The following is an 11,102-nucleotide window of genomic DNA, read 5'->3' as shown; positions in this document are numbered from 1 at the left end:
GCGCTGTGGAACAAGACCGCCTTTCTCGCCGAGAAGGTGCTGGGCAACGTGGTCGCGTCCGGCATCAAGGTGCTGGTGCTGGCCGTGATCGTCGGCATTGGCAGCGGGCTGTTCGCCGAGTTCCAGGCTGTGCCGGACGAGCCCTCCATCGACCATGCGCTAGTGGTCATGCTCGCCTCGCTGGTCTTGCTCGGCCTGGGCATCTTCGGCCCAGGCATTGCCACCGGGTTGGTCTCCGGTGCACCGCAACTGGGTGCTGGCGCCGCAGCCGGTACTGCGCTAGGTGCGGCGGGCATGGCAGCAGGTGCGGCTGCAGTCGCCACGGGTGTCGGCGGCGCGGTGCTGGCCGGTGCACGCATGGCGCCCGGTGCAGCACGCTTGGCAATGGGCGGCGCTCGCTCTCTGGCAGGAGCTTCTTCCAGCGCTGCGGCAAGTGGCACCCCCGCCGCTTCCGCCCCTGTAACTGCCCCTGCCAAACAGCCCGACTGGGCCAGGCGCCTGCAGCGCAGGCAACAACTCTCACAGGCCACCAGTACGGTCGCCCACACCCTTCGTGGTGGCGATGGCGGTGGTTCATCACCTGGGCCGCAGATCCGCGACCCATCGAATTCGTAAAGGAGGACGAAGATGCGATTCACACGTCCACGGGTGCGCTACAGCGACACCCCCCAACCCATCACACCCTACCAGGCCGCAGCACAGGCCTGGGACCTGCGCATGGGCAGCAGCCTGGCGCAGGCACGCAACTGGCGACTGATGGCCTTCGGTTGTCTGGGCCTGGCGCTGCTGATGGCAGGCGGACTGGTCTGGCGTTCGGCGCAGTCGACGGTTACGCCCTATGTGGTGGAGGTCGACAACCTTGGTCAGGTACGCGCGGTCGGCGAAGCCGCCAGCCCTTACCAACCCCAGGATGCGCAAATCGCCCATCACCTGGCGCGCTTTATCGAGCAGGTGCGCTCGATATCGATCGATCCGGTGGTGGTGCGGCAGAACTGGCTGGAGGCCTATTACTCCACCACCGACCGCGGCGCGGCCACCCTCAACGACTATGCCCGCGCCAACGATCCCTTCACTCGGGTCGGCAAGGAGTCGGTGTCGGTTGAGGTCACCAGCGTGGTGCGTGCCAGTGACAGCTCGTTCCAGGTGCGCTGGATCGAACGTCGCTTCGTGAATGGTTCGGCCGCCGGCCTGGAGCGCTGGACCGCGGTGATCTCGCTGGTACTGCAGCCTCCACGCACCGAGGAAAAGCTGCGCCGCAACCCGCTCGGCATCTACGTCAACGGCCTGTCCTGGAGCCGCGAACTGGACACTACGGAAGGAGCGAAGAAACCATGAAAACGTCCCTACATCTTTCTATCTGCCCTCTGCTGCTGAGCGTGCTGGCCGGCTGCGCCAGCCAGGAACCACCAGTGATCGCGCTGGATGAACCGGTAGAAGCGCAGCGCCTGCCGGAGCCGCCCAAGCCCATCGAAGTGGTGGAAGTACCCAAACCCCTGGCCCTGCCCGCACAGCTCAAGCCACTGCCGGAAACTCAGCGCAGCAAGCCGGCCAAGGAACCGGCCGACGAGCGCGTGCAAGTCTCGCGCGCCAATCGCGAGGCTCGGGTGGCACCGAGCCGCGAGGGCTATATCAACGCCATCCAGGTGTGGCCCTACTCCGATGGCGCGTTGTATCAGGTGTATGCGAGCCCGGGTCGGGTGACGGCGATCAACCTGCAGCCCGGCGAGGAACTGATCACCGTGGCCGCCGGCGACACCGTACGCTGGATCGTCGGCGATACCACCAGCGGTAGCGGCGACGAGTTACGCACCAGCGTGCTGATCAAGCCGACGCGGGTCGATCTCAAGACCAACCTGGTGATCACCACCACGCGCCGCACCTATCTGATCGAGCTGATTTCCACCGAGCAGGCCTGGATGGCGTCGGTGTCCTGGAACTATCCGAAGGATCGCATGCTCGCCCTGCAACGCCGTGCCAGTGCCGCTCAGGCCGCGGCGCCAGTGGACGCAGGCTTGGTCTTGGAGCAGTTGCGCTTTCGCTATGCGATCAGCGGCAGCAATCCACCCTGGAAGCCGCTGCGCGCCTTCGACGACGGCCGCAAGGTGTATATCCAGTTCCCGGCTGGCATCGCCCAAGGCGAGTTGCCTCCGCTGTTCGTGATTGGCCCGGAAGGAGACGGACAACTGGTCAACTACCGCTTCCGCTCGCCCTACTACATCGTCGACCGTCTGTTCGGTGCGGCCGAGCTGCGCCTGGGCGCCGACAAGGGCGACCTGGTGCGGATCGAGCGCACCGACGGCGTGGCACGGAGGCCCTGAGCATGACGGCCAAGAACGACAACCAAGCCGCAGCAACCTCGCTGCCGCACAAGGAGGCGCCGGAGTCGCTGGAGCTGCGCGCCAAGCCTCGCCCGGTCACCCGCCTCAACCCACGCATGCTGGCGGTAGTGGTGGGTGGCCTATCGGCTGCGGTACTCGGAGCCATGCTGTGGTCGCTGCAGCCGCAGCAGCGCCGACAGGGCGCCGAGCCGAACGAGCTATACAATGTCGACCGTGTGGCACGCTCCGAGGGATTGGAGCAGTTACCATCAGACTACTCGCAGTTACCGCCTCCACCGTCTCCCGAGATACCGCAACTGGGGCCGCCACTGCCCGGCGATCTGGGCGGGCCAATCCTCAGGGCAGAGCAGCAGGCGCAGGGCTATGGGCACGGTCCGGATGCCGCTGAAGCAGAGCGCCTGGCCCTGCTCAAGGAAGCCGAGGAAGCAGCGCAGTCCTCGGTGTTTTTCCAGACCAGCAGCGCGCGGAATTCAAATATCGCATCTGGTGGTGGCGCTCAACTCGATTCCCCGGCTCTGGGTATGGCTTCGTCAGGCGCAGTAGCCGCCGCAGGAACACCAACGCAGCAGGAGCGGAACGAGGCGTTTCTCAGTAAATCCGTAAACGCACAAATCCGTAATTCCGGATTGCTGCAGATGCCTGAGTCGCCTTACCAGGTGATGGCCGGCACCGTCATCGCGGCAGCACTGGTAACTGGCATCAAGTCGGATCTACCCGGCGACGTGATCGCCACGGTGACCGAGCCGGTCTACGACAGTGCCACCGGTGAACACGTGCTTATCCCCCAAGGCGCCCGCCTGCTGGGTCGCTACAACAGCCAGGTGAGCTACGGACAAAGCCGCGTGCAGGTGGTGTGGCAGCGGATGATTTTTCCGGACACCTCATCTTTCCAGCTCGACAACCTGGTCGGTACCGACGACGCCGGCTATGCCGGTCTCGAGGATGGCGTCGACTGGCATTGGGATCGGATCGTCGCCGGCGCGGCCATGACCAGCCTGCTGGGTATCGGAGCCGAGTTGGCGGCACCGACCAGTCGCACCGACGGCGACCGCATCATCATCGCCGGACGCGACAGCCTGCAGGACACGGTGAATCAGATCGGCCAGGAGGTCACCCGCCGCAACCTCGATATCCAGCCCACCCTGACCCAGCGTCCGGGTCTGCCAGTGCGCGTGATCGTCAACCGCGACCTGGTGCTGCGCCCCTACCAGCCCATCACAGTTCAACAAAGGAGTTCGCAATGAGCACGACCAAACTGCGCCTCGGCCCGCTGCCGAAAACCGAGAACCTGAAGCTGACCTTCACCTGCCCGGCCAGCCTGAAGGCTGACCTCGAGCGCTACGCGGCGCTGCACTCGCAAACCTATGGTGAAGAAATCGACGCGCTGACGCTCATCCCGCACATGCTGGAAACGTTTATGACGAGAGATCGGGTATTCAGGAAGGCAGCGTCGAGTTGAGGACAGGCCGTCGCCACACTGTTAGGCTTCTTCACAAAATCGAGAACACTGTAACGATCGATGACGGAAGAAGAAGTAGGTATTGAGCAGCGGGCGATTGCCTTCGCAAAAGCAAACAGGACTCGCATCGCCAGGGAAATAGCAGATGTCAGGGCATACCCTGGGGAGGAAACGCCTGTCTCGGTTTTCATGGCCGGCTCCCCCGGCGCAGGAAAAACGGAGGTTTCTAAAGCCCTGATTGCAGGCTTCGAAGATGTCGGGGCGAGAGCTCTGCGAATCGACCCAGATGACCTACGAACCTATTTTCCCGAGTACGCAGGTAACAACTCCCGACTGTTCCAACGAGCCGTGAACAGTATCGTCGAGCGCCTGCATGACCTCGTCCTTGAACAACGCCAGTCATTTTTGTTGGACGGAACGCTCGCCAACGAGCAGGTAGCCAGACGAAACGTCGAGCGTTCCTTGAGGCGCAACAGGGACATCACTATCGTCTACGTCTATCAGGATCCCTTGCTCGCCTGGGAGTTTGTGAAAGCTCGGGAGCTTACCGAGGGAAGAAACATCCCGAAGGCCGAGTTCATCAGGCAGCTTTTCGCAGCGAAGGGAGTTGTGAAGATGCTAAAGCAAAGCTATCGCTTGCAACTCAAGGTTGACCTGATCATCAAAGACACTGACGGGAGTAACCAAGCCGTGGAGCTCAACGTCGGCGCCGACGAAATTGACGCTCTGGTCACCTTTGGATACTCTGCCACTGAGCTTGATCGAATTTTAACCGAGGCCTAATCGATGAAAAGAGTTCATGCGGGCAACCCGAGCCCCCTATCGAGCTTTTTCAGAAGCAATTCTGATGCTGCTAAGCGCGCCGCTTATGGTGCTGCGTCTGCTCGCGCTATCGAAAGCCAGCGCAAGGTGCTCGAAGAAGCGAAGAACATTAGAGAGACTCAGGCGCTTGCCTGAAATAAGTGCTGCTCTGCAAAAAGCCGCCAGTCTCAGGCGGCTTTTTTGTGGGAGAAGACACCCCGATGGATCTACCGAGCTTTAGAGTCGATCTTGAGGCCCCTTCCATTCCAGCAACGCCTGTAGCGGATCCAGCTCACCAACAAGCTCACGCGCTTGGGCGAGCTTTTCCATAGCAATGCACCGCACAGCTTCGGGCAGATTCAACACGGAACTCTCCGCATCACTGAAAAAGGCCTGGATCCGCTTGATGTCATCCCACTGCTTGATGGCACACAGCAAGTCAGCCCTCGCCTGCTCCCTTGCCTCATTTTGTAGTCGAATCCGCTCCCTCTCCTCACGCCGGCGAATCTGCTCCTTCCACTCCTGCTGCCGAATTCTGGCCTGTTCCTCGGCCTCCTCTACCAGTCCGGCAATTACAGGGGCGGCGTCCGTGAGCTGCTGGACGATCTCATCCAGCTGGCCACGAAGCGAGCTTTGCTTAGCCTCCTTCCAACTCTGAGACCAATCAGTCCACGGATATGGCGAGAACGCCCTTATGCAGAGGCAGCCGGTCGCAAAGTCCATCCGAGTAGACCAGTTCCAGGTTGAGCTCAAGCGGCGCATCTGCTGCGACGGTATCTTAGAGGTGGGGATGTACTTGCCATCGATGTAGCGGGCCTCCAGCTCCTCAGTCATCTCAAACAACGTCAGCCCAATGGCAACCGTCCCGACGAAAACCACTGTGGGCTTGGATGGTGACCACAACGCCGGATGCCGGTGCCTTGGCTTCTTGGGTGGGTGCTCATGTTCATCAAACGAGGCCCGGGCATAGATTCGGTCACTCGGTGCAAACATCACGCGATGGCCGGCAGCCTCCAGCTTGAGAAACAGCTGATTCGCCAGCTTCAGTGTAGGCTCAAGCTGAGGCTTGGTCACCACGACATCCACCAGGCGCTGCCTACCTGGCTTGAGGAATCCTTGGTCTATGACGCGCCCCTGCTCAAAGACCTCATACGCCCCCACGACAACAGGATGCTGCCTTGATCGCGATATGCGGAGCTGTTCGGGTTTGATTTTGCGCGGTGCAGGTGCCTTCGGGACCGGTCGAGAAACAGCACCAAGAGCATCTCCCCTGCGCCATACCTGAAGGTCACCGGGCCCAGCCTCAGGCAGTGGTGGCTGAGGACTCGGTATTTCATTCGCCAGCTTTACCCAGTGCCCACGCGGCGGCCGCGGGACATTCATCCGGGTACACACGCGCGCCAAGAAGCTGGAAGAAACACGGTGATGATCCGCGATCTTGGTCATGGGAAACCGCCACACCTCTGCGTACATCTCCTCACGACTGACTGGGCCACCAGAGTTGGAATCAGGTTGCTGAGATACCTCTTCGGAAGACACGCATCAATCCTTAAGCCTGATATCACCGCACCAGCCAACGACAGGCCATACGCCACGATTCATCAGGTCAAACCGAGCCAAAACGGTTGTTGTACCAAACCCTCCGCAGCCCCCTCCACCACGTTGTTCGTCCAGCGAGCAGCGGACAGCATCTGCAGCACGGATCAGGGCCGATAAGGAGGCGACATTCATGCCCGCATCATCTGAACAGATAGCCGCACGCTTGATCACCTGCCCACCCCGAATCCTGCGAGCCAGTGCAGCCCCCGCCTACCTCGGCATGTGCCGCACAGAATTCAACAAAACCGTCCGGCCTTACGTGCGGGAATTCCGCATTGGAGTGCAAGGCATCGGCTTTGATCGCCAAGAGCTGGATGCCTGGGCAGACGCCTACATCGACCGGGCCATCATTGAAAAGGAAGGTGCCAAGGGACATGATCACTCCCGCAGCGAGCGCCAAGGAGGAAAACCATGGCGCGAAAAACCATTAGCGGCCTCTACAAAAGGAACGGGACCTGGCACATCGACAAGGTCTTCAGAGGTCAGCGAATTCAGGAAAGCACTGGATCAAGCGATAGGAAGGAGGCAGAGCAATACCTGATACACAAGCTGGAAAAGCTCCGGGAACAGAAGATCTACGGCGTCCGCAAGATCAGAACGTGGCGGGAAGCCGCTACGCGTTACCTGACCGAATTCAAGGATCAGCCGTCGATAGGCCTCACGGCCATCTATCTGGAGCAGTTGGACCCGTATATTGGCGACCAGCCTCTGACTCATGTCGACGACGAGACTCTGGCGCCCTACATAAGGGATCGACTCAAGAGCACCAGAACCAGCGATGGCAAGTTGAAGCCTGGCGTCTCACACCGCACGGTGAACATCGCCCTGGAACGCGTCATACGCATCTTGAATCTATGCGCCCGAAAATGGCGTGATGAGCAGAAGCGTCCCTGGCTCGACGTAGTACCGATGATCACCAAGCTGGAAGAGAAGAAAACCAGACGCATGCCCTACCCGATGTCCTGGGAAGAGCAGTCGATTCTCTTCGCCGAACTGCCTGATCATTTGCGCCGCATGGCCCTGTACAAGGTCAACAGCGGCTCACGCGAACAGGAGGTTGTGAAGCTTCGCTGGGATTGGGAGATACCGATTCCTGAGCTCAACACCAGCGTATTTCTCATACCGGCGGATTTTGGTGGCCGGCATGAGAGCTCCGGGGTCAAGAACGGCGACGAGCGCCTCGTTGTACTCAACAACGTAGCCAAGTCGGTCATCGAGGGACAGCGTGGGCTTGATCCGGTTTGGGTATTTCCTTACGGACAACCCGATCAAAACGGCAAGGCCACCCCCGTTCACCGGATGAACGATTCAGCATGGAAGAAAGCCAGGGTCAGAGCAGCGAAGAAGTTTCAGGAGCGTTTTATGCGCCCTGCCCCAGCTGGATTTGCTTCGATCCGCGTCCACGATCTAAAGCACACCTTCGGCCGAAGACTTCGGGCAGCTGGGGTAACGGAGGAAGACAGGAAGGCTCTGCTGGGGCACAAGAACGGTAGCATCACCAGTCACTACTCAGCCGCCGAGTTGGGCAAACTGATCGATGAAGCCAACAGGATTTCGGCCACCGACTCGCGCGGTCCGGCCCTGACAATTTTGAGGAGAATGGCAGGATGAAAAAAAGTCCCGCAAAAGTCCCTACGCTTCTACGTGTGAAGCGCCCATAAAAAAATCCAGTCACCGCTAAGTGACTGGATTTTCTAGGGATTTTTTGGTCGGGACGGAGTGATTCGAACACTCGACCCCTTGCACCCCATGCAAGTGCGCTACCGGGCTGCGCTACGCCCCGACGATGCTTCCGAATGACCGAAAGCGGGAGGAACTATACATTAAGCTTTTGAAATAAGGCAACTTTTTCTTCGTCTTACTTCTTCAGCACGTGCAATACATCCTCGAGCTCGGCAATCATCTGTTTGATCAGCTGACGATACTGGGTGGTGTCGTCCTTGGCTTCGTCACCGGAAAGGCGCTGCCGCGCTCCGCCGATGGTAAAGCCCTGATCGTACAGCAGCGCTCGAATCTGCCGAATCATCAGCACGTCCTGGCGCTGGTAATAGCGGCGGTTGCCCCGCCGCTTGACCGGGTTGAGCTGTGGGAATTCCTGTTCCCAGTAACGCAGAACGTGGGGTTTGACCGCGCAGAGTTCGCTGACCTCACCGATGGTGAAGTAGCGTTTGCCGGGAATTGCCGGTAGTTCGTCGTTATGACTTGGTTCCAGCATAGGCCTCGACCCTGGCTTTCAATTTTTGCCCTGGACGAAAAGTGACCACACGGCGAGCCGTGATTGGAATCTCTTCCCCTGTTTTCGGGTTACGGCCCGGTCGCTGGCGCTTGTCGCGCAAGTCGAAGTTACCGAACCCGGAAAGCTTGACCTGTTCGTTCAACTCAAGAGCCTGGCGGATCTCTTCAAAAAACAGCTCCACCAGTTCCTTGGCTTCCCGTTTGTTCAGGCCGAGCTCTTCATACAGACGTTCCGCCATTTCAGCTTTCGTCAGAGCCCCCATACGCTACTTCCTTAACGTGGCGTTGAACCTTTGTTCGAGGCAGGTGAGGATGTTTTGCGTGGTAGTACTCACCTCATCGTCATTAAGAGTGCGCGATGGATGTTGCCAGGTCAAGCCGACGGCAAGGCTTTTTCTATGCGGATCAATACCTTTACCGTGATAGACGTCAAATAGCTTGAGGTCCGTCAGCCATTCACCTGCTGTTTCCCGTATAGCTGACAGCACGGCTTCGGCCGGCTGCTCGCGATCGACCAGCAAGGCCAGGTCGCGACGCACCTCGGGGAAGCGCGACAGCTCGCTGAATGCCGGCATGCGACCGGCGGCAACTTCCGCCAGCACCAGCTCGAAGAGGAAGACCGGCTGATCCAGTCCCAGAGTCCTGGCCAGCTCCGGGTGCAGGGCACCGATGAAACCAACCAGGCGCCCTTCCCGCTCGATGCGAGCGGTCTGACCTGGATGCAGGGCGGGATGCTCACCAGGCACGAAGCTGAAGGCATCGGCCGCACCGGCATATCCCAGCAGCGCCTCTACATCGGCCTTCAGATCATAAAAGTCGACGCTCTCGCGGCTGTTGGCCCAACCTTCCGGCAGGCGGCTGCCACTGATCACGCCAGCGAACATGGCTTCCTGCTGCAGACCTTCCAGTTGACCGACGAAACGCAGGCCACTTTCGAACAGGCGTACGCGCGATTGCTGGCGGTTGAGGTTGTGCTGCAGCGCCTTGACCAAGCCCGGCCACAACGAGGAGCGCATCGCGGCCATGTCGGCAGAGATCGGATTGGCCAGTTGCAGCGGCTCCACACCGGGCGTGAACAGTTCGAACAGTTTGGGATCGATGAAGCTGTAGGTGATCGCCTCCTGATAACCGCGAGCAACCAGCAGGCGACGCAACGCGGGCAGCTCGGCACGCGCCTCGGCTCTGGATTGGGGCGCAAGACGCGCCTGCGGATAACGCACCGGCAGGCGGTTGTAGCCGTACAGGCGGCCCAGCTCTTCGATCAGGTCCACTTCCAGGCTGATATCGAAGCGGTGGCTCGGCACGCTGACCTGCCATTGACCGGCGCCCTGCGGGCTGATGTCCAGCCCCAACGCGGTAAGCAAGCGCTCGACTTCAGCGCCGTCCATTTCCATGCCCAACATCTGGCTGATGCGCTCGGCACGCAGGGTGATCGGCGCCACTTTCGGCAGATCGGCCTCGTTGCACGCTTCGATGATCGGGCCGGCTTCGCCACCAACGATGTCCAGCAGCAGCTCGGTCGCACGCTCCATTGCCTGGCGCGCCAGCTGCGAATCCACACCACGCTCGAAGCGGTGCGAGGAATCGGTGTGCAGGCCATAGGAACGGGCCTTACCGGCAACAGCGATGGTGTCGAAGAAGGCGCTTTCCAGGAACAGGTCACGGGTTTTGTCGCTCACGCCGCTGTGCTCACCGCCCATCACGCCAGCGATGGCCAGGGCACGGCCATGATCGGCGATGACCAGGGTGTCGGCGCGCAAGCTGACTTCCTGACCGTCGAGCAGCACCAGCTTCTCGCCCTCTTCAGCCATACGCACACGAATGCCACCGTTGATCTCGGCAAGATCGAAAGCATGCATTGGCTGGCCCAACTCAAGCATCACGTAGTTGGTGATGTCCACCGCCGCATCGATGCTGCGGATATCGGAACGACGCAGGCGCTCAACCATCCACAGCGGAGTCGGACGAGACAGATCGACGTTACGGACAACACGACCGAGGTAACGCGGGCAGGCCTTGGGCGCCAGCACCTCGACCGGACGCACTTCGTCGTGCACTGGCGCAACGGCCTCGATCGCGACTGGCGAAACTGCGGCGCTGTACATGGCACCGACCTCACGAGCCAGGCCAGCCAGCGACAGGCAGTCACCGCGATTGGGGGTCAGACCGATCTCGATGCTGATATCGTCCAGGCCCAGGTAGACGCGGATGTCCTGACCGACCGGGGCGTCCGCCGCCAGCTCCATCAGACCGCTATTGTCTTCGCTGATCTGCAGTTCGGAAGCCGAGCACAACATGCCCTGGGACTCCACGCCACGCAGCTTGGCCTTTTTGATCTTGAAGTCGCCCGGCAGCTCGGCGCCGATCATGGCGAAGGGAATCTTGATGCCGGCACGTGCATTCGGCGCACCGCAGACGACCTGGAAGCTCTCGCTACCGTTACTCACCTGGCATACGCGCAGCTTGTCGGCATCCGGGTGCTGCTCGGCACTGAGGATCTCACCGACCACCACACCACTGAAGGCACCAGCAACCGGTTGTACGGCGTCGACCTCGAGGCCGACCATGGACAGGCGCGCGACCAGGTCATCGCGGGATACGTCGGGGTTCACCCAGCTGCGCAGCCACTGTTCACTGAATTTCATGTTGTCTGTTCTCCTTAAACGAAT

The 11,102-nt window shown here is 60.5% G+C and carries 13 protein-coding genes and 1 tRNA gene; 8 read left to right on the top strand and 6 right to left on the bottom strand.

Features of this window, described 5'->3' with window-relative positions; translation table 11 throughout:
• The 7 genes from DXK50_RS22960 to DXK50_RS22930 all read left to right on the top strand — a co-directional run.
• The coding region (locus DXK50_RS22960) for a type IV secretion system protein (protein WP_212631851.1) at window positions 1-615 on the top strand (615 nt) is incomplete at its 5' end.
• A 12-nt stretch (window positions 616-627) separates the two neighbouring features.
• A complete protein-coding gene (gene trbF, locus DXK50_RS22955; RefSeq protein ID WP_212631850.1) occupies window positions 628-1,335 on the top strand; it encodes a conjugal transfer protein TrbF in 708 nt (235 codons plus the stop codon).
• On the top strand, window positions 1,332-2,318 hold the full coding sequence (trbG, locus tag DXK50_RS22950) for a P-type conjugative transfer protein TrbG (protein WP_212631849.1): 987 nt from the start codon (window positions 1,332-1,334) through the stop codon (window positions 2,316-2,318). The genes trbF and trbG overlap by 4 nt, the downstream gene beginning before the upstream one ends.
• Before the next feature lie 2 nt (window positions 2,319-2,320).
• Window positions 2,321-3,583, top strand: a complete 1,263-nt coding sequence (locus DXK50_RS22945) for a TraB/TrbI/VirB10 family type IV secretion system protein (RefSeq protein WP_212631848.1) — start codon at window positions 2,321-2,323, stop codon at window positions 3,581-3,583.
• The gene (locus tag DXK50_RS22940; protein ID WP_212631847.1) at window positions 3,580-3,798 is read left to right on the top strand and encodes a DUF2274 domain-containing protein; all 219 of its coding nucleotides are present in this window, start codon (window positions 3,580-3,582) and stop codon (window positions 3,796-3,798) included. The genes DXK50_RS22945 and DXK50_RS22940 overlap by 4 nt, the downstream gene beginning before the upstream one ends.
• A gap of 60 nt (window positions 3,799-3,858) precedes the next feature.
• On the top strand, window positions 3,859-4,581 hold the full coding sequence (locus DXK50_RS22935) for a zeta toxin family protein (RefSeq protein WP_212631846.1): 723 nt from the start codon (window positions 3,859-3,861) through the stop codon (window positions 4,579-4,581).
• Between the two features lie 3 nt (window positions 4,582-4,584).
• A complete protein-coding gene (locus DXK50_RS22930; RefSeq protein WP_212631845.1) occupies window positions 4,585-4,755 on the top strand; it encodes a hypothetical protein in 171 nt (56 codons plus the stop codon).
• A gap of 81 nt (window positions 4,756-4,836) precedes the next feature.
• Here the strand turns inward: DXK50_RS22930 and DXK50_RS22925 are convergent, their stop codons facing one another.
• Entirely contained in the window at window positions 4,837-6,045 is a 1,209-nt protein-coding gene (locus DXK50_RS22925; RefSeq protein ID WP_249186980.1) for a hypothetical protein, read from the bottom strand.
• Between the two features lie 292 nt (window positions 6,046-6,337).
• Window positions 6,338-6,574, bottom strand: a complete 237-nt coding sequence (locus DXK50_RS22920; RefSeq protein ID WP_212631844.1) for a hypothetical protein — start codon at window positions 6,572-6,574, stop codon at window positions 6,338-6,340.
• A 35-nt stretch (window positions 6,575-6,609) separates the two neighbouring features.
• On the opposite strand from DXK50_RS22920, the gene DXK50_RS22915 reads away from it, so the two are divergent.
• Window positions 6,610-7,809: a tyrosine-type recombinase/integrase gene (locus DXK50_RS22915; RefSeq protein ID WP_212631843.1), complete on the top strand. Its 1,200-nt coding sequence runs from the start codon at window positions 6,610-6,612 to the stop codon at window positions 7,807-7,809.
• Window positions 7,810-7,904: 95 nt separating this feature from the next.
• On the opposite strand, the gene DXK50_RS22910 is transcribed toward DXK50_RS22915, so the two are convergent.
• The 4 genes from DXK50_RS22910 to pheT all read right to left on the bottom strand — a co-directional run bounded on the left by DXK50_RS22910 (window position 7,905) and on the right by pheT (window position 11,078).
• Window positions 7,905-7,981: transfer RNA gene (locus DXK50_RS22910), tRNA-Pro, on the bottom strand.
• A gap of 75 nt (window positions 7,982-8,056) precedes the next feature.
• The gene (locus DXK50_RS22905; protein WP_013716019.1) at window positions 8,057-8,413 is read right to left on the bottom strand and encodes a MerR family transcriptional regulator; all 357 of its coding nucleotides are present in this window, start codon (window positions 8,411-8,413) and stop codon (window positions 8,057-8,059) included.
• Window positions 8,394-8,696, bottom strand: a complete 303-nt coding sequence (gene ihfA / locus DXK50_RS22900) for an integration host factor subunit alpha (RefSeq protein ID WP_003243414.1) — start codon at window positions 8,694-8,696, stop codon at window positions 8,394-8,396. Before ihfA ends, DXK50_RS22905 begins: the two co-directional genes overlap by 20 nt.
• Window positions 8,697-8,699: 3 nt before the next feature.
• The gene (pheT, locus tag DXK50_RS22895; RefSeq protein ID WP_212631842.1) at window positions 8,700-11,078 is read right to left on the bottom strand and encodes a phenylalanine--tRNA ligase subunit beta; all 2,379 of its coding nucleotides are present in this window, start codon (window positions 11,076-11,078) and stop codon (window positions 8,700-8,702) included.
• Window positions 11,079-11,102: the final 24 nt, after the last annotated feature.

Origin of the sequence: Pseudomonas sp. KB-10, from assembly GCF_018221585.1 — a bacterium.
Taxonomy (GTDB): Bacteria; Pseudomonadota; Gammaproteobacteria; order Pseudomonadales; family Pseudomonadaceae; genus Aquipseudomonas; species Aquipseudomonas yangonensis.
This window is presented reverse-complemented; position numbering and strand designations above follow the sequence as displayed.

Coding starts and splice junctions, on each gene's coding strand:
- trbF (WP_212631850.1), top strand. CDS start 628: ATGCGATTCACACGTCCACGGGTGCGCTACAGCGACACCCCCCAACCC.
- trbG (WP_212631849.1), top strand. CDS start 1,332: ATGAAAACGTCCCTACATCTTTCTATCTGCCCTCTGCTGCTGAGCGTG.
- DXK50_RS22945 (WP_212631848.1), top strand. CDS start 2,321: ATGACGGCCAAGAACGACAACCAAGCCGCAGCAACCTCGCTGCCGCAC.
- DXK50_RS22940 (WP_212631847.1), top strand. CDS start 3,580: ATGAGCACGACCAAACTGCGCCTCGGCCCGCTGCCGAAAACCGAGAAC.
- DXK50_RS22935 (WP_212631846.1), top strand. CDS start 3,859: ATGACGGAAGAAGAAGTAGGTATTGAGCAGCGGGCGATTGCCTTCGCA.
- DXK50_RS22930 (WP_212631845.1), top strand. CDS start 4,585: ATGAAAAGAGTTCATGCGGGCAACCCGAGCCCCCTATCGAGCTTTTTC.
- DXK50_RS22925 (WP_249186980.1), bottom strand. CDS start 6,045: ATGACCAAGATCGCGGATCATCACCGTGTTTCTTCCAGCTTCTTGGCG.
- DXK50_RS22920 (WP_212631844.1), bottom strand. CDS start 6,574: ATGTCCCTTGGCACCTTCCTTTTCAATGATGGCCCGGTCGATGTAGGC.
- DXK50_RS22915 (WP_212631843.1), top strand. CDS start 6,610: ATGGCGCGAAAAACCATTAGCGGCCTCTACAAAAGGAACGGGACCTGG.
- DXK50_RS22905 (WP_013716019.1), bottom strand. CDS start 8,413: ATGCTGGAACCAAGTCATAACGACGAACTACCGGCAATTCCCGGCAAA.
- ihfA (WP_003243414.1), bottom strand. CDS start 8,696: ATGGGGGCTCTGACGAAAGCTGAAATGGCGGAACGTCTGTATGAAGAG.
- pheT (WP_212631842.1), bottom strand. CDS start 11,078: ATGAAATTCAGTGAACAGTGGCTGCGCAGCTGGGTGAACCCCGACGTA.